19 protein-coding genes are annotated in these 20,424 nt (G+C 66.6%); 12 read left to right on the top strand and 7 right to left on the bottom strand.

Annotation, left to right across the window (positions count from 1 at the left end):
• Both VG502_RS16370 and VG502_RS16365 read right to left on the bottom strand, forming a co-directional pair.
• Window positions 1-1,151, bottom strand: a 1,151-nt coding sequence (locus VG502_RS16370) for a CoA transferase (protein WP_325551142.1), incomplete at its 3' end; no start/stop codon positions are given.
• Complete coding sequence (locus tag VG502_RS16365) at window positions 1,148-2,695, bottom strand: AMP-binding protein (protein ID WP_325551141.1); 1,548 nt, start codon at window positions 2,693-2,695, stop codon at window positions 1,148-1,150. The genes VG502_RS16370 and VG502_RS16365, both read right to left, overlap by 4 nt.
• A 151-nt stretch (window positions 2,696-2,846) precedes the next feature.
• Between VG502_RS16365 and VG502_RS16360 the strand changes: the two genes are divergently transcribed.
• The 4 genes from VG502_RS16360 to VG502_RS16345 all read left to right on the top strand — a co-directional run bounded on the left by VG502_RS16360 (window position 2,847) and on the right by VG502_RS16345 (window position 7,029).
• Window positions 2,847-4,145: a flavin-containing monooxygenase gene (locus tag VG502_RS16360; protein ID WP_325551140.1), complete on the top strand. Its 1,299-nt coding sequence runs from the start codon at window positions 2,847-2,849 to the stop codon at window positions 4,143-4,145.
• Between the two features lie 167 nt (window positions 4,146-4,312).
• Window positions 4,313-5,512, top strand: coding sequence for a CaiB/BaiF CoA transferase family protein (locus VG502_RS16355; protein ID WP_325551139.1), 1,200 nt, complete (start codon window positions 4,313-4,315; stop codon window positions 5,510-5,512).
• Window positions 5,513-5,630: 118 nt separating this feature from the next.
• Entirely contained in the window at window positions 5,631-6,290 is a 660-nt protein-coding gene (locus VG502_RS16350; protein ID WP_325551138.1) for a hypothetical protein, read from the top strand.
• Window positions 6,283-7,029 carry a hypothetical protein gene (locus VG502_RS16345; protein WP_325551137.1) on the top strand — a complete coding sequence of 249 codons (747 nt, stop codon included), beginning with the start codon at window positions 6,283-6,285 and terminating at the stop codon, window positions 7,027-7,029. The genes VG502_RS16350 and VG502_RS16345 overlap by 8 nt, the downstream gene beginning before the upstream one ends.
• Window positions 7,030-7,056: 27 nt before the next feature.
• Here the strand turns inward: VG502_RS16345 and VG502_RS16340 are convergent, their stop codons facing one another.
• Window positions 7,057-8,040 carry an NYN domain-containing protein gene (locus VG502_RS16340; RefSeq protein WP_325551136.1) on the bottom strand — a complete coding sequence of 328 codons (984 nt, stop codon included), beginning with the start codon at window positions 8,038-8,040 and terminating at the stop codon, window positions 7,057-7,059.
• Window positions 8,041-8,445: 405 nt separating this feature from the next.
• Between VG502_RS16340 and VG502_RS16335 the strand changes: the two genes are divergently transcribed.
• The 6 genes from VG502_RS16335 (at window position 8,446) to VG502_RS16310 (ending at window position 13,398) form a co-directional block, all read left to right on the top strand.
• On the top strand, window positions 8,446-9,087 hold the full coding sequence (locus tag VG502_RS16335) for an ABC transporter permease (RefSeq protein ID WP_325551135.1): 642 nt from the start codon (window positions 8,446-8,448) through the stop codon (window positions 9,085-9,087).
• Complete coding sequence (locus VG502_RS16330) at window positions 9,087-10,349, top strand: ABC transporter ATP-binding protein (protein ID WP_325551134.1); 1,263 nt, start codon at window positions 9,087-9,089, stop codon at window positions 10,347-10,349. Before VG502_RS16335 ends, VG502_RS16330 begins: the two co-directional genes overlap by 1 nt.
• Window positions 10,346-11,155: an ABC transporter permease gene (locus tag VG502_RS16325; protein WP_325551133.1), complete on the top strand. Its 810-nt coding sequence runs from the start codon at window positions 10,346-10,348 to the stop codon at window positions 11,153-11,155. Before VG502_RS16330 ends, VG502_RS16325 begins: the two co-directional genes overlap by 4 nt.
• On the top strand, window positions 11,155-12,174 hold the full coding sequence (locus tag VG502_RS16320) for a glycine betaine ABC transporter substrate-binding protein (protein WP_325551132.1): 1,020 nt from the start codon (window positions 11,155-11,157) through the stop codon (window positions 12,172-12,174). Before VG502_RS16325 ends, VG502_RS16320 begins: the two co-directional genes overlap by 1 nt.
• 192 nt (window positions 12,175-12,366) lie before the next feature.
• Window positions 12,367-12,780 (top strand): type II toxin-antitoxin system VapC family toxin, encoded by a 414-nt coding sequence (locus tag VG502_RS16315; protein ID WP_325551131.1) that lies wholly within the window; start codon window positions 12,367-12,369, stop codon window positions 12,778-12,780.
• Window positions 12,781-12,954: 174 nt separating this feature from the next.
• Complete coding sequence (locus tag VG502_RS16310; RefSeq protein ID WP_325551130.1) at window positions 12,955-13,398, top strand: VOC family protein; 444 nt, start codon at window positions 12,955-12,957, stop codon at window positions 13,396-13,398.
• A gap of 438 nt (window positions 13,399-13,836) precedes the next feature.
• Here the strand turns inward: VG502_RS16310 and VG502_RS16305 are convergent, their stop codons facing one another.
• Window positions 13,837-14,244, bottom strand: coding sequence for a YccF domain-containing protein (locus tag VG502_RS16305; RefSeq protein WP_325551129.1), 408 nt, complete (start codon window positions 14,242-14,244; stop codon window positions 13,837-13,839).
• A 444-nt stretch (window positions 14,245-14,688) separates the two neighbouring features.
• Here VG502_RS16305 and VG502_RS16300 point away from each other — a divergent pair.
• A protein-coding gene (locus VG502_RS16300) for an IS3 family transposase (RefSeq protein WP_325551128.1) occupies window positions 14,689-15,905 on the top strand; the annotation gives its coding sequence in 2 pieces (ribosomal slippage) (window positions 14,689-14,961 and window positions 14,964-15,905; 1,215 coding nt in all).
• On the opposite strand, the gene VG502_RS16295 is transcribed toward VG502_RS16300, so the two are convergent.
• The 3 genes from VG502_RS16295 to VG502_RS16285 are packed head-to-tail and all read right to left on the bottom strand — an operon-like array spanning window position 15,856 to window position 19,624.
• A complete protein-coding gene (locus VG502_RS16295) occupies window positions 15,856-17,178 on the bottom strand; it encodes an exodeoxyribonuclease VII large subunit (RefSeq protein WP_325551127.1) in 1,323 nt (440 codons plus the stop codon). The two genes, VG502_RS16300 and VG502_RS16295, sit on opposite strands and share 50 nt — an antisense overlap.
• A 60-nt stretch (window positions 17,179-17,238) precedes the next feature.
• On the bottom strand, window positions 17,239-18,066 hold the full coding sequence (locus VG502_RS16290; protein ID WP_325551126.1) for a T3SS (YopN, CesT) and YbjN peptide-binding chaperone 1: 828 nt from the start codon (window positions 18,064-18,066) through the stop codon (window positions 17,239-17,241).
• A gap of 22 nt (window positions 18,067-18,088) precedes the next feature.
• Window positions 18,089-19,624, bottom strand: coding sequence for an ADP-ribosylglycohydrolase family protein (locus tag VG502_RS16285; RefSeq protein ID WP_325551125.1), 1,536 nt, complete (start codon window positions 19,622-19,624; stop codon window positions 18,089-18,091).
• Between the two features lie 80 nt (window positions 19,625-19,704).
• On the opposite strand from VG502_RS16285, the gene VG502_RS16280 reads away from it, so the two are divergent.
• Complete coding sequence (locus VG502_RS16280) at window positions 19,705-20,391, top strand: NUDIX hydrolase (protein WP_325551124.1); 687 nt, start codon at window positions 19,705-19,707, stop codon at window positions 20,389-20,391.
• Window positions 20,392-20,424: the final 33 nt, after the last annotated feature.

Genomic DNA, 20,424 nt, shown 5'->3' with positions numbered 1-20,424 from the left:
GCCCCGGAACCAGCCCGAGTGACGGCTTTCTCGCCGGCTGACGGCGCGATCGCGCCGTCAGCCGGCGAGAAAGCCGTCACTCGGGCTGGTTCCGGGGCCGGCAGGGTGACCGGTCGCGGCCGGCCGGGCGACTCATAGGGGAACCCGGCGTCCAGCCGCGGACCGCCGGGAGTGTCCAGCTGGGTGAAGAAGTCCCGCGCGCGTAGCTGCGGGTTGTCCGGCAGCTCCTCGGGAGCGGCGACCTCCGCCCACGGCAGGGCCCGGCGGCGCGCCTCCGGCGCGATCTCGGCGGTGCGCCGGCGGCGGGTCCAGGCGGTGACGACCTCGTCGACGTGGCCGCGGTTCTTCCACCGATGGACCGGGTCGGTCCAGACGGGGTCGGTAAGGTCCTCCGCCTCGCCGGTCTCGTCCAGCCAGGCCAACAGGTCTGTCCACATCCGGTCCGGCCCGGAGTAGCCACCGGCGACATACCCGTCGGCGGTGGGGAAGATGCGGTGCGCGACGTGCCCATAGACACCACCGGTGCGAGTGGGGACGGACCCGGCGTGGATCCAGGAGATCGCACCGGTTTCCAGCGTTGCGGCGACCGATTCCTGCGCGGAGACCTCGGCGAGTTGTCCGTGCCCGGTGCGTTTCGTGGCGAGCGCGGCGAGCAGTGCGGCGATCGCGAGGTGCGTGCCGGCGAGCTGCGAGGCCTGGTCATACGGCGGGGCGATGGGTGCTTCGCCGGGTCGCCCGCCCAGCCAGGTCATGCCTCCCGCAGCAGCGATCACGTTGTCGTCGCCGCCCCAGTCGCGGCGCGGCCCGGTCAGCCCGAACGGGGTGAGGACGGCGTGTGCCACGTGCTCCCACGCTGCAGGGCATTCGTCGCGCAGCCGCACCGTGCGCAGCGCCGGGCGCGGGCCGGACTCCAGGACGATATCGGCGTCGCGCACCAGCTCACCGATGACCCGGTCGAGGTCCGCTTCCGGCACGGTGTGGGTCCTGGTGCCCGCATACCAGTGCAGCCCCGCGGCGTCCTCCGGTTCGGGGTCGGTGGTGGACCGCAGACGCAGCACATCAGCGCCCATCCCGACGAAGAGCCGGACGGCGTTGGCGCCCAACTCGTCGGTCAGGTCGAGGACGCGCAGGAAAGGGGAAGGGCCAGTCATTGGATCTCCGGGGTAGGGGTGGGAGCGGCAGCGTCCCAGGTGCCGGCGGGAAGGCCGCGACGACGCAGCGTTGCGCGGTCGAGTTTGTGGGTGGCAGTGTGCGGGAGGGTCGGTGTGAAGCTCAGGTAGCGGGGCACTCCCGAGCGCGGCAGCAGTTGTTTGCAGTGCTGCCAGAGGGTTTCGGGGTCAGGAGCGGGGTCGCCGGCGACGACGAGGGCGAGGACGTCGTCCTCGGTGAGATCTGAGGGCACCGCGACCGCGGCGGCCTCGACCACCGCGGGATGCCGAAGCAGTGCCTCCTCGACCTGTTGCGGATCGATGTTGACGCCGCGGTGGCGGATGACATCGGAGGTGCGGCCGGTGATGTGCAGCCAGCCGTCGGTGAGCCGGCCGCGGTCGCGGGTGCGGAACCAGCCGGACGCCCACGCAGCCGCCGTCGCCTCGGGGTCGCCGACATACTCCAGGAAGGCGGTGCCCGGGTGGCACGGCCTAACGAGAACCTCACCGACGGCACCGGCGGGAACATCGCGAAGTTGGTCGTCGACGATGCGGATCGCGCGGTCGTCCAGCGGCCGACCGGCGGCGCCCGGGAGGAGCTCGTCCACCGACGTGGTGGAGACGTCGCCCAGCTCGGTGCAGGCGTACGCCTGGCGGAGCGTGACCCCGAACCGGTCGGCGAAAGCGGCGACCAGCTCGGTCGGAGCCGGCCCGCCATACGCCTTGGTGACGCTGTGCCGCCGATCGTCAGCGGACGACGGTTGCCGCAGCAGCATCATGCACAGGGCACCCATGAAGTTGAATGCGGTGACGCGCTCACGGCGGACCAGCGGCCAGAAGCCCGAGGCGGAGAAGCGGGGCATGAAAACCACGCGCGCGTCGCTGAGGATGGCCGGCAGCACTACCGCGTGGCGTGCATTGATGTGGTGCCACGGGAAGATGCTCAGTAGCACATCGTCGTTGCTGTACTGCATGGCGCCGGCGACCTGTCGGGCCTGCCGAATGGGTGCTCCGACCGGGAGCAGGGCAGCCTTCTGGCGGCCGGTCGTGCCGGACGTGGACACGACGAGTGCGGGTGCAGTGCTCGGCAACGAGACCGGCACGATCCGGTCCGCGTGCGGCAGCTCACGGTCCAGGCCTTCGGCACCATCGACGAATTCGATCCGATGGTCAGCCACGACCCTGGCGAGCCTGCGCACCAGTGGCGAGGAAGCTCGGTCGGTCGAGGTGACGATGAGCCGGGCTTGGGTGAGTTCGGCCAGTCGGCCGGCCCATTCGACGGAGAGGTCGGCTGCCAAGGGCAGCTCGATCGCGCCGAGCGCGGAGATGGCAGCGGTCAGAGCGACCGCCTCGGGGCCGGCCTCGACACAGGTCGCCACGACATCACCGCGTCCCACGGGGGCCAGGCCGATGGCCCACGAGGCGGCGCAGCTGCGCACCCGGTGTGCACTCCATGGTTCATCGCCGGCCACCCGGAGCAACTCGTCTCCGGGTGCGCGCTCTGCTCGACGCCAGAGCGCCTGGGCGTAGGTCAGCGGCAAACGCATGTGGCTCACTCTTGCAGCCGCGCAGAGGGCTGTCCGGCTGCTCGGTTCGCTCAGCAGAACGAGATTGAGGCCACCCCGTCGGTTGCTCCGTAGCGTCCGTGCAGACGTTCGGAAGCCCATGCAGACGACGCCGCGCGCTGCGTCGCCGTGAGTGAGAGAGCAGAGGATCACATTGCCAGCTAGACGGATTGAGGCTGTTGTCGTCGGTGCCGGGCAGGCCGGGATCGCGATGAGCGAGAGCCTGACGGGGCTCGATGTGCCCCACGTTGTCCTGGAACGCAACCGGATCGCCGAGCGGTGGCGTTCGGAGCGCTGGGATTCGCTCGTGTCCAATGGTCCGGCGTGGCACGACCGGCTACCCGGCAGGCGCTTCGAAGGCGTGCCCGGTGAGGAATTCGCGTCCAAGGATCAGATCGTCGAGTACCTCGAGCAGTACGCCGAGCAGGTCGCCGCGCCGGTGCGCTGTGGCGTTGACGTGACGGCAGTCCGTCGGAGGACGGGTGAGTCCGGCTTCCGGGTGGAGACCTCGGAGGGTGACTACGACGCGCAGTTCGTGATCGCTGCCACCGGACCGTTCCAGGCAGCGCGGATCCCGGAGATCGTGCCGGCGGATTCCTCACTGCTGCAATTGCATTCGCGAGACTACAAGAATCCGGACCAGTTGCCGGACGGCAACGTCCTGGTCGTCGGATCGGGGTCGTCCGGCGCGCAGATCGCTGACGAACTACAGCGCGCCGGGCGACAGGTGCACCTGTCGGTGAGTGCACACACTCGGCCGCCGCGTACATACCGCGGTCGCGACATTGTGTGGTGGTTGGGTGTGCTCGGGCTGTGGGACCAGCAGGTTCCGCGCGCCGGCGCCGAGCATGTGACGCTGGCGATCAGCGGCGCACGAGGCGGCTCGACGGTCGACTTCCGTCGGCTCGCCGCGTCGGGCATCACGCTCGTCGGTCGCACCGAGTCCTTCGTCGAGGGGACGTTGCGGTTCGGTCCGCGGCTGGCCGAGACGATCGCGGCGGGTGACGCCAACTACCTGGAGGTGCTGAATGCCGCCGACGCGTATGTCGCTCGCAACGGTCTGGACTTGCCGGAGGAGCCCGCGGCTCGGGAGCTGGGTGCATTGCCGAAGTGTGTGACCGACCCGATCCGCCAGGTGAACCTGGCCGAGAGCGGCATCACCTCGATCATCTGGGCGACCGGGTTCTCGGTCGACTACAGCTGGCTGGAGGTAGACGCCGTCGATGCGAACGGCAGGCCGCTGCATCAGCGGGGCATCTCGCCCGAACCGGGCGTCTATTTCGTCGGGCTGCCGTGGCTGACCCGCCGCTCGTCGAGTTTCCTGTGCGGTGTCTCCGGCGACGCCAAGTACATCGCCGAACACATCGCGGTGCAGCGCAATTACATTGCCTATCAACCACACTCGGCCGACCTGGCAGCGTCGACCCGATGACCCCTGGATAGGCAGAGCAAGCCGTCGACCCGGGCGCGACACGGAAATAGAACCCCACCTCCGGACGGTAGCGCCGCGTGAGCACATGTGTGGCCCAATCCCTCAGATCGCGGGTGAGACCCACGCCCGCGCGGATGTTCCTGAGCTCCACTGAGAGCATCGAGAACATGAGCACCGAGCCTGCAGCCGACAGCGATGTCACCTCCGGCCCGTTGACCGGGCTACTGGTCGCCGATTTCAGTCGGGTCCTCGCCGGTCCGTTGACCACCATGTGGCTCGCCGACCTCGGGGCAACGGTCATCAAGGTGGAACGCGCCGGAGCCGGCGACGAGACGCGCAACTGGGGGCCGCCGTGGGCGGGGGAGACCAGTTCCTACTTCACGGCGGCCAACCGATCGAAGTTGAGCATCACGGTCGACTTCGCGGACGGGGACGACCTGGCCGTCGCACGCGAGTTGGCCTCTCGCGCCGACGTGTTCGTCGAGAACTTCCGAACGGGAGTGCTGGCGAAGTTCGGCCTGGACCAACCGACGCTGGCGCACGCGAACCCGCGGCAGATCTACGCGTCGATCACCGGATTCGGAAGCGGTGCCGGGGCCGACCTGGCGGGCTACGACTTCGTGGTGCAGGCCGTCGGTGGACTGATGAGCATCACCGGCGAGGCTGATGGTGACCCGCACAAGGCCGGTGTCGCACTGGTCGACGTCCTCACCGCCAAGGACGCGGTGATCGGCATCCTGGCCGCGCTGCAGGCCCGCGATCGGACCGGCCGCGGGCAGCACGTGGAGGTGAACCTGCTGTCGACCCTGCTCGCGTCGCTGGCCAACCAGGCGAGCAGTTTTCTCACCACCGGTACGGCGCCCGGTCGGATGGGCAATCAGCATCCGTCCATCGCGCCATACGAAACCCTGCACTGTCGTTCGTCGTCGTTGCTTGCGGTGGCGTGCGGCAATGATGGACAGTTCCGCCGTCTCGCCGAGGTGCTGGATCTGCCTGGTGTTGCTGATGATCCGCGCTTCGTGAGCAATTCCGCGAGGGTCGCGCACCGAGTGGAGTTGGTCGCTGTTCTCGAGGACCGCTTGTCGTCGCGGGAGGCAGCGGAGTGGGAGGAGTTGCTCGCCCGCGCCGGTGTGCCTGCGGGACAGGTCGGCACCGTCGCGGATGGCTTCGCGAGGGCCGAGACGTTCGGACTACGCCCGACCGTCGATGTCCCTGGCGACACACCGCCGCAGGTGCGGCACCCGATCGACTACTCCCGCAGCCAGTTGCGACCGCCGACAGCGCCTCCGGAGTTGGGGGCTGATGACCAAAAGGTCCGCGATTGGCTCGCTTCCGGAGCCGATCTGGCGGCGCTCGAAGACGCGTGAAGCGAGGCGAATGGCGATCGGAGATGACGTTCTACATGGCCGGTCAGCCGAAGGCGGTAAGCCTCGCCCGTGGCGTCAGGCATTGACAGATAGCTTCATAAAAGCGAAGCTATCTGTTATGAGCCTCGTCGAGGTCGACGCCGCGGCCGAGCGCCTGGGCATCACGCGCCGCCGCGTGCAACACCTGATTGCGAGCGGTGAGTTGCACGCGCCGGCGCGTGGAGTGGTGGACGCGGAGTCGCTCGACCGGCTTATCGCACGGAGGGCCGGCGGTCATACCCGAGCGTGGTCGCAGGAGACCGCGTGGGCTGCCATCGCCATACTCAGCGGAGCTGACGCATCGTGGCTCGGGGGCACTCAGCAGTCCCGGTTGCGCGCACGTCTTCGCGACCTCGATGCGCCGAAACTCGTTGAGCGATCACGAAATCGCGCTGTCGTCACGCACTACTCTGCACACCCGAGTGCCATCCGCCGAGTGGCCGAGGATGTGGTCTATCTCGATCGCTCGGCACAATTCGGCTTGGCCGGATCCAGCACGCTGAGCGGGTATGTCGCCACGGACCGCCGCGATGAAGTTGTGCGTCGGCATGGGCTGATCCGCGACGATGGCGGCACCGTCTCGCTCCGAGCGACTGCAATGGATCTCGCTGTAGTTCGAGACGTTGCCGAACGCAGCGCAGTTCTGGCGGCGCTCGATCTGTCCGAGTCGCTGGACGTTCGAGAGCGACGGGCCGGATCCACCGCGCTCACGGGTGCCCTGGAGCAGTTCCGTGGCTGACCGTCCGGTCATCGAGGTCCCGACCCCTGCCGGCGGCTGGCACGCGCCCTGGCCGAATGTCGCCGAGATCGAGGCGGCATTCCCGCACCAAAAGTGGACCCTCGTGGGTGGCCTGATGAGTCAGTTGCACGCCATACGTCATGGGCTGGACGCAGTCCGCCCGACAAGCGACGTGGACATTGCCCTGCACATCGAGACGACTCCCGGTGTTGCCGCGTCGAGTGCTCGGGCCTTCGAGATGCTCGGCTATGAGCTGGCACCCTCACTCGGCCGACACCAGGTCGCACACCGATTTGTCCGTGATGCGGCGACGATCGATGTCGTGGTGGCGGATCACGCTGCTCCACGCGCTCGGCAGAAACTGCGCGGTCATCCGATGGTCGCGATCGACGGCGGCACGCAGGCGCTCAAGCGCACCGTCATCGCACGTCTCGACATCGTGCGTGGTCGGACCACGACTCTCAGTGTGCCGTCTGCGTTCGGTGCGGTTGTCTTGAAATCCGCTGCGTACAAAGCAGACTCACGAGACAAACGTCGCCACCTCGCTGACGCGGCCGTGCTGTTGTCCGTCATCGAGGATCCGTATGCCGAGCGCGCGACCCTCGCCGGCTCGGACCGCTCACGGTTGCTGACACTGCGGCGCGCCTTGCCGGACGACGCAGCCGAGTGGCGCGTGCTGTCGGCGGATCGACAGGTGAGCGGCAAGACGGCGTTGCGGATCCTGACTGCCGACCTGTGAGCAGGTCAGTGAGCGCGAGGGGTCAGATCACGCCTCGTCGAGGATCTCCCAGAACCGCGTGCGCAGCTTGTAGCGCGTGGTGTCATCCAAGTAGAAGTTGTCGAGCCGCGCCGACAGGTCGAGCAGCAACGCACGGTCGAGCTCACTCGGCACGGACGGCTTCGCGCCGTGCAGGCGGGCGCGGTCGTCGGGCGACGCCGTGCGCCGCCACGACTCGATGACCTTGCGACATACGATGTCGATGCCTTCGGCGATCGCCTCCGGACTGGGCACGTCGTGCAGCCTGACCGCGGCGCTCGCCGGCTGGCCGGTGGCCGTCGTGTAGACCGGCGCCTGGTAGGGCTTGCTCAGGTCAGGGGTCGAGGCCGCCGCCACACGTGCCGCCACTGCGGCGGGCGACGAGGCGGGGTCGGTGGGCTGGTGGGTCGGGGCGGGAGCGGCCGGCGCCGGGGCCGCCTTCCGCTCCCGTCGGCGTATGACGGCATCCAGCCCGATCTCATCGATCAGCAGCACGTCGTCGGCGGTCTGCCGCAGATGGTTCGACACGCCGTGCGGCTTGCCCTCGTTGTTGGGGACGGCCAGCACGATGACCTGCGCGCCGAGATTCTGCGCCTCGTCGACCGCCTCGGTGAGGTCGTCGTCGCCGGAGACCAAGTAGAGCCGGTCGATCCGGCCGTGCCGGGCATGGTTGACGATGTCCAGGCCGAGGCGCAGGTCGACGCCCTTCTGGGTGCCGTCGTTCGCCATCCGGCCCAGGCGGAGCTTGACCCACGGCAGCGAACCGATGCCGTTGTGCTCCGGGCTCGTCGAATGTGGGCGGGCGGCGTCATACCACTGCGTGCGCAGCAACGGCATGCCGCTGTCCTCGCAGACCTGCCGCACGAGACCGTCGATCAGTTCGGCGTGCGCCACCTCGATGCCGGCACGCAGCGAGGTGCCGGTGACACGCGTCGCCGCCGCGGCGAGGAGGTATCCCGCGTCGACATACAACGCGCAGTAGGACTGGCTCATCAGGACCTCCCGTACGCGTCACCGCGGTTGAATTCGTATGCCGAACCTACCGAAGTAGGTCGGTGAGAAGCCGCCATATGCGCCCGACCTGTCGCCGTGTCGCGTGAGCAAGCCACGCCCGACACGCGCTGATGGGGCGGTCACCTGTGCGTCCGTATGACGGACAGCGTTTCACTCCAGGACAGTTCGCCGTCGAGCCGCCTGAAACCATTGGAAAACAGACGGTTTCACGTCAGATGGCAGGCGCATCAGCTGCGGCGATCACGTACCTGGAAAGTGAAAAGGACTCGCGCCGAACAAGTTCGGTCCTTGGCCATAACCCGCCGTTGTGCTTGAGTATTGACGCCGAAGACAACCTCCATCCGCAAGCGACACACCTCGTCAACGCCCCTCGGGAGGCAAGCAGTGTGGGACTTCCTCTCCGATCGCCGCGCGCAATTCCTGATCAGCGCGTGGAACCACGCCTACCTGGTGATCCTGGCGGTGATCTTCGCGACTGTCATCGCCGTCGCGCTCGCGGTGCTCGTCACCCGGATGCCGAAGTTGGAACCGGTCGCCAACGCGGTCAGCGCCATCGGCCTCACCATCCCGTCGCTGGCACTGATCGGCCTGCTGATCCCGCTGACCGGCCTCGGCGCATCGACCGCTCTGGTCGCGGTGACCTTCTACGCGACGCTACCGATCCTGCGCAACGCCGTCGTCGGCCTGCAGGGCGTTGATCCGACCCTGGTGGAGTCGGCACGCGGCATGGGCCTGAGCGAGCCGATGACACTGTTGCGGATCCGGCTGCCGCTGGCCTGGCCGGTGATCCTCAGCGGCATACGCGTCTCGCTGCAGATGTGCATGGGCATCGCCGCGATCGCGGCATACGTCCTCGGGCCCGGCCTCGGCGGCTGGATCTTCCAGGGACTGGCGCAGGTCGGCGGCAAGAACGCCCTCAACTACGCGCTCTCCGCGACGATCGGGATCGTCGTGCTGGCGCTCATCCTCGATGTTCTGCTGCTCCTCCTCGGGCGGCTCACCACCTCAAAGGGAGTGCGGGTCTGATGACAGCTGTGGAGTCCACCAGCGAAGGCAGTGCGGCGGTCAGTGGCGCGGAGATCCGGCTCGACGGGGTCAGCAAGATCTACCGCGGGCAGAAGACCCCGGCCGTCGACAACATCAGCCTGACCATCCCGGCCGGCGAAATCGCAATGTTCGTAGGGCCTTCCGGCTGTGGCAAGACCACGACGCTGAAGATGATCAACCGGCTGATCGAGCCGTCGTCGGGGACGATCAGCATCGGTGGCGAGGACATCCGCGGCAAGAAGGTCGATGAGCTGCGGCGGACGATCGGCTACGTCATACAGGGCGGGAGCCTCTTCCCGCACATGTCGGTCGCCAAGAACATCGCGATGGTGCCGAAGCTGCTCGGCTGGGACTCCTCGCGGATCAAGGAGCGCGTCGACGAACTGCTCGACCTGGTCGGCCTGGACCCGGCGAATTACCGCTCCCGCTACCCGCGCGAGCTGTCCGGTGGCCAGCAGCAGCGGGTCGGTGTCGCACGCGGACTGGCGGCCGACCCGCCGGTGATCCTGATGGACGAGCCGTTCGGTGCGGTCGACCCGATCACCCGGCAACGGTTGCAGGACGAGCTGCTGTCAATCCAGCGCGAGCTGCGCAAGACCATCGTCTGTGTCACCCACGACATCGACGAGGCGATCAAGATGGGCGACCGGGTGCTGATCCTGCAGGAGGGCGCCCACATCGCGCAGTACGACACCCCCGAGGTGGTGCTGAGCAGCCCGGCCAACGAATTCGCCCAGGACTTCGTCGGCGCCGGCTCCTCGCTGAAACGGCTGAGCCTGGCGCGGGTCGCCGACCTCGACCTGCGGCAGCCGACGACCGCGACCGTCGGCGAGAAGACCGCCGACGTGCAGCAGCGGGCACAGGCGAACGGCGACCGCTCGGTGATCGTGCTCGACAGCCGCAAGCGGCCGTTGGGCTGGCCGTGGCTGCGGCAGCTGAAGGGGTCCACGATCATCGACCCGGCCGAGGACCTGGTCAACATCGACACTCGCGCCACCCTCAACGACGCGCTCGACACAATGCTGGTCAGTGGCCACGGTGGCGCGGTCGTCACCGGCGCCCGCGACTCCTACCTCGGCGTCGTCACCTTCAAGACGGTCACCGACTTCATCGAGCAGATGCAGCGTGAGGCGGAGGCCGAGACCAGTTCCGCCGCGTCCGGCGACAGCGACGAGCATCCCTCCGAACGCATCTCGATCGCACCGACCGACGAGGAGCTGGAGAGCGGGAACGCGCAGTGAGCGTCGACACGCGGATACCGGACACCGAGCCCCCGGAGATCGTCGCCGAGGAGGGTACCGGGCGCCGTCGGATCAGCCGGAGCACCGCGATCGAGCTGTTCGGCATCCCGGTGCTGGTGGTCGTCGGCTTCCTGCTCTACGTGTGGTGGCGGCAGACCGCGACGCTGGACTCGATCGAGGCCAGCTCGCTGGCCTGGCCGGACGTGCGGCTGCAGCTCTGGCAGCACGTCAAACTCACGATCGTCGCCTCGCTGATCGTCGTCGCGATCGCGGTGCCGCTGGGCACGTTGCTCACCCGGCCCAGGCTGAAGTTCCTCGCGCCGATCGTGGTCGGCGTCGCGAACGCCGGGCAGGCCGCCCCCTCGATCGGGTTGATCGTGCTGCTCTTCATGTGGCTGTCCAGCTGGTCCGGTTTCTGGGTCGCGATCGCCGCACTCACCTTGTATGGCGTGCTGCCGGTGCTGCGCAACACGATCACCGGGCTGCAGGGAGTTGATCCCACCTTGGTGGAAGCCGGTCGTGGCGTTGGACTTTCGGGCCTCGCGGTGCTCTTCCGCATCGAGTTGCCGCTCGCGCTGCCGGTGATCATGGCCGGTATCCGCACCGCCCTGGTGCTGGTCGTCGGCACCGCCGCCCTCGCCACGTTCGTCAACGCCGGTGGTCTCGGCGGTGTCATCACCGCAGGCATCACGCTCTACCGCTACCCGGTGATGGTCGCCGGCGCCGTGCTGATCGCCTTGCTCGCGCTGCTCGTGGAATGGGTCGGCCGAGTGCTCGAGCTGCTGGTCCGTCCGAAGGGGATCTGATGCGAATCACCTTGCGCCATACAACATCCCGGGCGCGGCCGCGTCGTCGCGCGCTCGCGACGGTCGCGTGTGCAGCCGCCGTCGCGATGACCACGTCCGGTTGTCTCGGGCTGGGTACGGCGGGCGGTTACGTGCCCTCGGCCAAGCTGGCCGGAGCACTCGCGCAGACCAAGCCGTTGAGCGGCACGTCGATCTCGGTCGGCTCGAAGAACTTCACCGAGAACATCCTGCTGGGCAAGATGGCGATCATCCTGCTGAAGTCGGCAGGCGCGAAAGTCACTGACCTGACGAACATTCCGGGCTCGGCGTCCGCGCGACAGGCGATGCTCGACGGTCAGATCGACGGCATGTGGGAATACACCGGCACCGGCTGGATCACCTACCTCGGCCACGCGAAACCGATCCCCGACGAGCGCCGGCAGTATGTCGCGGTGCGCGACGAGGACAAGACGAAGAACAACCTCGACTGGCTCCCGCCGGCGCCGATGAACAACACCTACAGCTTCGCGGTGACCAAGAAGGTGCAGCAGAAGTTCCACATCACCAAGATGTCGCAGCTGTCGAAGGTGCCGAAGTCGCAGCGAACGTTCTGCGTCGAGTCGGAGCTGATCAACCGCCCGGACGGGCTGAAGGGCATGCTCCAGAAGTATGACGTGCCCCTCGGCACCGGCGTCCCGCGCAGCAACCTGCGGACCTACCAGACCGGCGCGATCTACGACGCGACCGCGCACGGCAAGTGCAACTTCGGTGAGGTCTTCACCACCGACGGCCGCATCCTCGCGCTCCACCTGAAGGTGCTCGAGGACGACAGGTCGTTCTTCCCGAAGTACAACGTCTCCTTCGTCGTCCGCGACAAGATGCTGAAGTCGAACCCGCAGATCGCGAAACTCTTTGCGCCCGTAAGCAAGAAGCTCACCAACAACGTGTTGCTGAAGCTCAACGCGGCCGTCGACGTCGACGGCAAGGAGCCCGCCGACGTCGCCTACGACTGGCTCAAGAAGGAAGGCTTCATCAAGTAACCCTGCACCCCCGCGGGTTGAGTAGGGCGAGGAACGAGCCCGTATCGAAACCCTGCGGTGGCCGCCGAGCGACCTCGAGACGCTCCTTCGGCCAGCTCAACAGAGATCCCTGAGGAGGTCGTGAGGGACGAGCGACCGTCTCGAAGGGTCGACACCCGGACCCACGACCGTGCCACTCGTATATTGAAATCCATGAGCCGCTACGTGATCGACGCGCGCACGTTGCTCCGGCTGATCGCCGACGATGTCGAAGTCGCCTCCGGGCATCAGCTCGTCGCACCGGGGCGGATCCGGTCGGATGCGCTCGCTCTCCTGTTCCGTGCAGTGCAGGAGGGTGCCCTCGACGAGAAGGAAGCGCTGACCCGCCACGAGCGAGTCACCGAGACGAAGATGCGGGTGCTCAATGATCGCGGGTCTCGCGGGATGGCCTGGCGGATCGCTCGCGAGCAGGGCTGGGACACGACCTACGACGCCGAATACCTGGCGATCACCAAGCTGCAGGCGGACGCGCTCGTCACCATCGATCCCGACCTGGCGGCGAAGGCCCAGGGCGTGGTGCCGTTGGCGCCGTTCGACGCCTTGAGCGTGCCGCCGAGCGGTGACTGAGTTCGTCGCCGTCCGCCGGATAGATGTGCATGCCGGCGCTCCTCGTGTCGCAGGGTTGTAGGGCGACGAACGAGCGGCATCTCGAGGTCCCGCACGCTCGCGGGTTGAGTAGGGCGAGGAACGAGCCCGTATCGAAACCCATCGGCACGCTGCCCACCGGCGCATAGTGGACGTATGCCGAACGACCTGCCCCTCGCCAACCTGATCACCCTCGGCGCGCGCGACTTCGATGCGCTGCGTGACTTCTATCGCCGGGTCGGCTGGCCGCAGGTGATGGACGACGGCGAGTTCGCGGTCTTCGAACTGCGCGGCATCGTGCTCGCGCTGTTCCCGCTCGCCAAGCTCGCACACGACGGGAACGCAGCGCCGGAGCCGAGCACCGGAGGCATCCGGTTCACGATCGGCATACAGGTCGAGAGCCCGGAGGCGGTCGACGTCCTCACCGATCGGATGCGCGCTGCCGGTGCGCGGGTCACCAAGGAACCGGTGGATGCCGAGTTCTTCACGGGCCGTTCGGCATACCTGTGCGACCCGGAGGGCAACTACTTCGAGATCGTCTGGGCGGACATGCCCGACAACCCGGTGGTCATCGCAGCCCGCCGCGCGGCCGGTCTGTAACTCATGCGGGTTGAGTAGGTCGGGGGAGCCCAGCGGAGGAGCCTGTATCGAAACCGCATCCCTCGGTGCTCGAGCAGCGAACGCATGCTGGTCGAGGGCCGGGGGAGCGAAGCGGGGAGGTTATCGAGATCCGCCGCTGCATCTCGAGCTCGCTGCAGCGTTGACGTCAGTGCCGGTTGCTGGCACGGGGATCCGGTCCTAGCACGCCGAGATGCCACAGCGCGTTGGACACCCCGCTTACACCGGTGATGGCCAGGAGCACACCCCACACATGTCGCCACGTGCCATCGTCGCAACACCGGCGATCAATGCCATGACGCCGCTGGCGAGCACGATCCAGCCGATGCTCCGTTGTTGTTTCTCCCCCGGCCAATGCACATGCTCATCGTGCCATGAGCGTGTCGTGCGTTTTGGTTCTAGCGCTGCACGAGTCCCGCATCAACGACGCGGCGGTCCACCGACGAGCGTCGCACCATCCGACGGCACGATCTGAGCACCCAACGGCAGCAATGAAATTGGCACCATCTTGAAGCTCGCGATGCCGAGCGGTATGCCGATGATCGTCACGCACAGCGCGACGCCCGTGACGATGTGCCCGATTGCGAGCCAGATCCCGGCGAAGATGAGCCAGATGACGTTGCCGATCGCCGACGCAGCGCCCGCCCGGGGATCCTTGACGACGGTCCGTCCGAAAGGCCAGAGCGCGTAGTTCGCGATCCGGAAGGACGCGATCCCGAACGGGATCGTGATGATCAGAATGCAGCAGATCACGCCCGCGATGACGTATCCGATCGCCATCCAGAGGCCGCAGAAGATCAGCCAGATGAGGTTCAGAAGCGTGCGCATGACCCCATTGTCACGCTGCGGTTGAACCCCGCGGCTCGCGGATGAGTCCCATAGGGCAGCAGGTCATCACCAAACTTTGTGTGCCTCCTTGCTGATGCGGAAGCCGTGGTTCCCACTGGTGCATTCCATGTAGTTCTTGGTGCTGGTGCACGTCGCGCCGCCTGCGACAGCCTTGTGTCCGTACGCGAGAGCCGCGGCCGTCGTTCCCTTGCTTGTATGGCGTTCTTTCGGGCACGTCATCTGTCCACCGTCCGAGTTAAGGACGAAGACATGCCCCCAATTCGGAGTTGAACGGCATTGGCGTGGAACGGATTTCAACCGGTAGTACACCGTGTTGATGTCGCACCGCACCATCGAGGGCGTCGCCGCGCACAGGGGACTGCTGCACGGATAGGTGACATCTGATCTGTGGTGCCGAAGGGCGCCGCTGGAAGGATGTGCACTGTGCCCAAGCCATACCCCAAAGAGTTCCGTGACGACGTTGTCCGAGTCGCTCGCAGCCGTGAGCCGGGTCAGCAGCTGAGACAGATCGCTGCGGACTTCGGGATCAGCGAGTCCTGCCTGACGAACTGGTTGAAGCAGGCCGATGTCGAGGACGGCGTCAAGCCCGGCACGACCGTGGCCGAGAACGCCGAGCTGCGTGAGTTGAAGCGCCGAAACCGGTTGTTGGAGCAGGAGAACGAGGTCCTGCGCCGAGCAGCTGCGTACTTGTCACAGGCGAATCTGCCCCCAAAATGATGTTCCCGCTCGTCCGCGAGTTGGCCGCCGGGCAACACCCGATCAGGGTGCCCGTGACGGTGACGTGCCGGGTCCTGAAGTTGTGCAGGCAGCAGTACTACCGGTGGCTGGCATGCCCGGTCAGCAACGCCGACCTGGCGTGGGCGTACCGGGCGAACGTGTTGTTCGACGCCCACCGTGATGATCCCGCGTTCGGGTACCGGTACTGCCGCGATGAAGCCGGCGATGCCGGTGAGCAGATGTGCGCGCGGACGGCGTGGGCGATTTGCTCGACCAACGCGTGGTGGTCGGTCTTCAGTAAGAAGCGGGCGGGCCGGCCGCGGCCAGGACCGCCGGTCCATGACGATCTGCTGGCGTTCGAAGACGACAAGGGCAGGACCCGGCACGACTTCACCGCCGTCCAGGCTGTGAACACGGTGTGGCTGACCGATATCACCGAGCACAAGACCGGCGAAGGGAAGTTGTACTTGTGCGCGATCAAGGATGCCTGTTCGGGGCGGATCGTCGGGTACTCGATTGATTCCCGGATGAAGTCCAAACTTGCTGTGGCAGCTGTGAATTCAGCTGTTGCACGCCGGGCTGCTAACGGTGTCGATGTTGCCGCGTGCATTGTGCACAGCGACCGTGGATCGCAATTTCGCAGCCGCAAGTTCGTCAAACGCCTGGGCCACCATCAGCTCGTCGGGTCGATGGGGCGCGTCGGTGCCTGCGGCGATAACGCGGCGATGGAATCGTTCTTCGCGTTGCTCCAGAAGAACGTCCTGAACCAGCGTCAGTGGGACACGCGCGAAGACCTACGGATCGCGATCGTGACCTGGATCGAACGCACCTACCACCGACGCCGCCGGCAAGACCGCCTCGGCAGGTTGACCCCTATCGAATACGAGACCACCATGACCACACCAGCCGACCAGGCTGCGTGACTACCAACCTGTCACCTATCCGTGCAGCAGTCCCCAGGATGTTCCTGGATGGTGAGAGGAACACCCGCGAGGACGGTGAACCGGACACCGACGACGGTGCAGGCTTCGACGAGTCGGCCGATGACGAGAAGAAATGCACGAGCAGCACGAGCGCCACGAGCAGTGCAAGCAGCACCGCACCGATCGTCAGGCAGCCCGCGCTCTTGTCGCCGTGCTCGGCAACCGAGGAGCCCCCGCTTGGGGTCGCCGACGGTGGCGTCGACGACGCCGGCTCCACCGAACTCGGCGCGGATACCGCTGGTGGTGCCGGCTCGGGAATCGGATCCTGCGCAGGCAGTTCCGCAGGATCGTTTGCGAGTGTTGGAACAACCGGGTCGGCGTACCAGATGGAGTTGAGCAGCGTGGCTGCATCGGTCGGCGTCGCGCAGCAGCACCACGCGACAAGGTCCGCGAGGTGCGTGTCGCGAGTGTGACCGAGCGCCGTGACAACCGGGACATTGCGATTCGTGCAAGCGATGATCGCGTTTGCGATCATCGCGGCGTCGAAGGGCATTCGATTGGCCGCGCCCCCACCGCCGCGGACGATGACCACCAAGGCGGTGTCGTGCGAGCTCACCTTGTTGAGGCGGCGTGCAATGTCACGAGCGATAACGTCTGGTTGACCCTGGACAGCCTGATTGGTGTATTCGAGCTTCTCGCGAACAGCTGCCTGGACGCGCTTGGAGAGATCGTTGCCTCCTTCGGCGTTGCGGTGACCGATGACAACGATGTTGCGACATTCGAGACGATCTCGAATGTCTGAGAACTGGATCTGCCGGTCGGACTTGCGCTGCGGGCGGTCTGGAACGAAGTTCCTCGATGCGGTGACGATTGCTCGCTGTGCATCGCGCCAGCGACTGGCGGGCCCGACCTCAGTGACGTTCAACCCGACGTGCCGGATGTGAAACACCAGCCTGCCGCCGTGGTCCGCCATGCGCCAAACGCCCCGCACGGTGATGCCTCGGCCAGGTGCCAATTCCAACTTTTTCTGCTGGGAGCCGAAGAAGCGTCGAATGTTGTGAAGATCAGAGTCTTCGATCACCGCATCGACGTCGGCGAATTGGTTCTCCGCAATACCGACGATGAGCGTGAGCGACTTTCCGTGGTCCCCGTGGCGCCGAACGCTGACGATCTCTCCAGTGAGTGTTTCCCACTCATGCCCTGTGAGTCTTCGGCGGACCCCACCGAAAACGTCAGCCACCTCCGGTACGGACTCCCACCATTCCCCTGACATGGAGCCACGGTATGACGCGGCGGCGACACTTCGCGGGGTGGACGTCATGAAGGTTGGGGCCTAACCAGCCGCTGACTGGCCACCGAGCCGATCCGCAAGATCCAGGCTGGTCGAAACGTAGTCGGTCACGAAGCGCTGCAACATCTCATCGAAGAGCTGCGGCTGGAAGACGAGCGACGGGATGATCAGGTGTTGCCACACGCTATGGTCGCGGCATACCCATCGCGACCACAGATTGCTGCGGTTCAGCACATTGAGGTCGACGCACGTCTGCCGACGCGAGTGGACGTTGTCGACGGTCCGAGCGAAGAACATGATCGTCGGCTTCGACGCCGGGACACCGACCCACAGCTGCACGCCGTTGACGACGAGCGGAATGTCCTCTTCGTCGTCGAGCGTTACGTCGGCGTCATACCCACTGCGGATGTGATTGAGCAGCGCCCCGAGAAGCTGCTCCCGTGTGCGCGTGAGCAGGACAGGCTCCGTGTCGTCGACCGTGTCACGTATCCCGAGCCCGAGCACAGCGATCCCAGCGAAGGCTGGCCCCTCAGCGGAGACGGTCAGCAGCTGAGGATCCGGTATGCGAAAACGTCCGCCCTCCAACACGGTTCGCATCTGACGCAGGGCGTCGGACGGGCTCTCCGGAGTCGTGTAGACCTCGTCCCATCCGTAGTCGATCCGGACGACGCTGCCGTCGGAAATCGTCTGCAGCTCGATCACCCAGGGCTCCGGGTCTTCGTCGGAGAAACGCGGCACGTAGAGCTTCACGTTGTCCGTGTCGCTCGGGTCGAACATCGTCGACACGTATGCCGACAGGCGCCGCACGAAGCCTTCCCACGCCTGCGCGTGTGAGGCATCGATCTCCGGGTCGTTCAGTTCTTCTGTCATCTGAGCCCCTCCTTCTTCGGTCTCATTCTTGCGGTGACCACTGACACTCGACCGCTGCAGCTTCAGCCATCGCGGTACGCCACAGCAGTCCATCGATCACGCTGCGCCCCAATGCCTTTCGTATGTCGTTTGCGGCCTCCGTTGGCGGCTGGTGGCAGTGCTTGACCGCGTAGAGCAGAGCAACCGCCGGTGTGCGGTGTTCGGCACGGGCGCAGTGGAGCAGCACCCGCTGCTCAGCCGAGTCGCGCAGGTCCCTGACAGCGTCGGCGGAGTCGTGCAGCGCCCAAGCGAGGTCGCCGTTGTCGGCCGGGTCTTCGCGGTCGACCAGCCACTGCTCCAGATGCTTCGTGACTCCCGTCGGACGCCGATCATCGGTGCCCAGTCGGGAGAGCGACACGGCGGCATCGCAGCCCAACTCGGCTACGCGCGGCAGGTCGGCCTCGGTGCCGAGGACCACGCCTGGGTCGGCGGGCAGCTGGACGCCCAGGGTGCGCGACTCCCGCCCCGTCGTAGCGATCGACGGCCACTTACCGTCGAGGATCGGTTGGCCGACGCCTGCCATTGCGGTCTGCAAACCCAACCGGATGAGATCGTGCGCGTCCAGTCCGGGCCACCCGTGTACCTGCTGCCGCCAGTCGTGACGCAGGCCGCTGACGCCATACCGAGCTCCGAGCAATGCGCCGGCGATCGCGGCGACCGTGTCGGTGTCGTGTCCGATCGAGATCGCGAGCTGGAGGGCGTCGTTCACGTGATCGGGCGTCGGCTGTTCGCACATCGTGTGAAAGATCGCCGACCAGGCCGCCTGGAATGCCGTAACGGTGAAACCGTTGTCCTTGAACGACTTCGGGTCCTCGCGCTCCGCCTCGTCGATCCATTCGCCCCACTGAACCCGTTCGTCATCAGCAAGCAGATCGAGCCCAGCCCGTATGTCGAGCCGACCTTCGATCACAGCTACCCGGACCGCCTCCGCGTGCAGCACGCACGACGCGCCGACCAAGGGATCGGCGTGCGTCAGCGCGGCCACGGCGAGCGCAGCTGCGGCAGTCGCCTCCCGGTTGGCAAGGCGGGTGAGGCCGACGATGCCGTTGCGCATGAGGGCACCGTTCCCGGCCGACTTCGGGTGTGTCTCGGAGTAGTCGGCAGCGGCCTGCTGGAATGCCCGGAACCATTCAGTGTCGAGCTCCCACTTGCTCATCGACGCGTCCATCGCCGCGCCTCCGATCATGAGCGCGGCCTTGTCGATGACGGCGCGTGTTTGGTTGCCGATGTCGGAGGCACCGTTGTGCCGCCACTTATAGAAGCCCTTGGCGATGTCAGCAAGCGAGTGACCACCGGTCAGATCACCGCCGCTCGCGCTGACCTGTGCGATGCAGACCGCCATCTGCGTGTCGTCCGACCATTCGCCGGGGGAGTAGGGCCCGAGGCCACCGCCGGTCATGAACGCCGCGCCGGCTGCGATCGGCGGCTTGAACTCGTAGGGAACGCCGAGCGCGTCGCCGATGGCCTGACCGAGCAGCACACCGGCGGCACGATCCTTCTGAACTGGTGACAGCTGCATGGTGACCTCCGAATTAATGTCGATATGACAAGAATCCACGATCTTGAGTTTTCTTGTCAAGTCGACATAAACTCGCCGTCATGTCGAGAGAAGACCGACTCGTCGCCTGGGTCGCCGCCGACATCGTGGCGCTGACGCTGCGTGACGGAGTGCTCCAGGTAGCGCTGGTGAAACGGAAGGCTGCGGCGGCGCGGGGGAAGTGGGCGCTCCCCGGCGGCTTCCTCCTGGCGGGGGAGTCGGCGGAGCAAGCGGCATACCGCGAGCTGGCCGAGGAAGTCGGGCTAGGCGCGCGAGACGTGCGCCTCGAGCAGCTGGGCACCTACAGTGCACCGCGCCGGGACACCGACCACGAGAAGCGGGTTATCTCCATCGCGCACCTCGTGCTGGCAGCGAATCTGCCGGAGACGGTCGCCGGGACGGACGCAGACGTCGCGGACTGGGTGCCGGTTGATCAGGCGGTACGGCGCCGGCTCGCCTTCGACCACCCGCAGATCCTCAAGGATGCAGTGGAGCGCGCACGCTCGAAGCTCGAATACTCAACGCTCGCAACGAGCTTCCTCGATGACGTCTTCACCATGCGCGAGCTGCGGGCCGTATACGAAGGTGTCTGGGGCGTGACACTCGACGCCGCGAACTTCCACCGCAAGGTCATCGGCACAGACGGATTCGTCGAGCCGACCGGTGAGGTACGGCGCGGCCGCGGCCGTCCCGCGGCGCTGTTCCGGGCGGGCCGTGCAGACTCACTCAATCCGCCGTTGACGAGATAGTCCGGATCACGACTGGTGCTCGTCGTAGGGGCT

It is taken from the genome of Flexivirga sp., from assembly GCF_035551235.1.
Lineage (GTDB): Bacteria > Actinomycetota > Actinomycetes > Actinomycetales > Dermatophilaceae > Flexivirga.
Note: the sequence above shows the minus strand (reverse complement) of the source record. Positions and strands in the feature narration are given on the sequence as shown.

Bases quoted from the DNA above. Each gene is read 5' to 3' on its own strand.
- VG502_RS16340 (WP_325551136.1), bottom strand. From the start codon at position 8,040: ATGAGCCAGTCCTACTGCGCGTTGTATGTCGACGCGGGATACCTCCTC.
- VG502_RS16285 (WP_325551125.1), bottom strand. From the start codon at position 19,624: ATGCAGCTGTCACCAGTTCAGAAGGATCGTGCCGCCGGTGTGCTGCTC.
- VG502_RS16355 (WP_325551139.1), top strand. From the start codon at position 4,313: ATGAGCACCGAGCCTGCAGCCGACAGCGATGTCACCTCCGGCCCGTTG.
- VG502_RS16280 (WP_325551124.1), top strand. From the start codon at position 19,705: ATGTCGAGAGAAGACCGACTCGTCGCCTGGGTCGCCGCCGACATCGTG.
- VG502_RS16330 (WP_325551134.1), top strand. From the start codon at position 9,087: ATGACAGCTGTGGAGTCCACCAGCGAAGGCAGTGCGGCGGTCAGTGGC.
- VG502_RS16315 (WP_325551131.1), top strand. From the start codon at position 12,367: ATGAGCCGCTACGTGATCGACGCGCGCACGTTGCTCCGGCTGATCGCC.
- VG502_RS16305 (WP_325551129.1), bottom strand. From the start codon at position 14,244: ATGCGCACGCTTCTGAACCTCATCTGGCTGATCTTCTGCGGCCTCTGG.
- VG502_RS16365 (WP_325551141.1), bottom strand. From the start codon at position 2,695: ATGCGTTTGCCGCTGACCTACGCCCAGGCGCTCTGGCGTCGAGCAGAG.
- VG502_RS16295 (WP_325551127.1), bottom strand. From the start codon at position 17,178: ATGTCAGGGGAATGGTGGGAGTCCGTACCGGAGGTGGCTGACGTTTTC.
- VG502_RS16350 (WP_325551138.1), top strand. From the start codon at position 5,631: ATGAGCCTCGTCGAGGTCGACGCCGCGGCCGAGCGCCTGGGCATCACG.
- VG502_RS16310 (WP_325551130.1), top strand. From the start codon at position 12,955: ATGCCGAACGACCTGCCCCTCGCCAACCTGATCACCCTCGGCGCGCGC.
- VG502_RS16290 (WP_325551126.1), bottom strand. From the start codon at position 18,066: ATGACAGAAGAACTGAACGACCCGGAGATCGATGCCTCACACGCGCAG.
- VG502_RS16320 (WP_325551132.1), top strand. From the start codon at position 11,155: ATGCGAATCACCTTGCGCCATACAACATCCCGGGCGCGGCCGCGTCGT.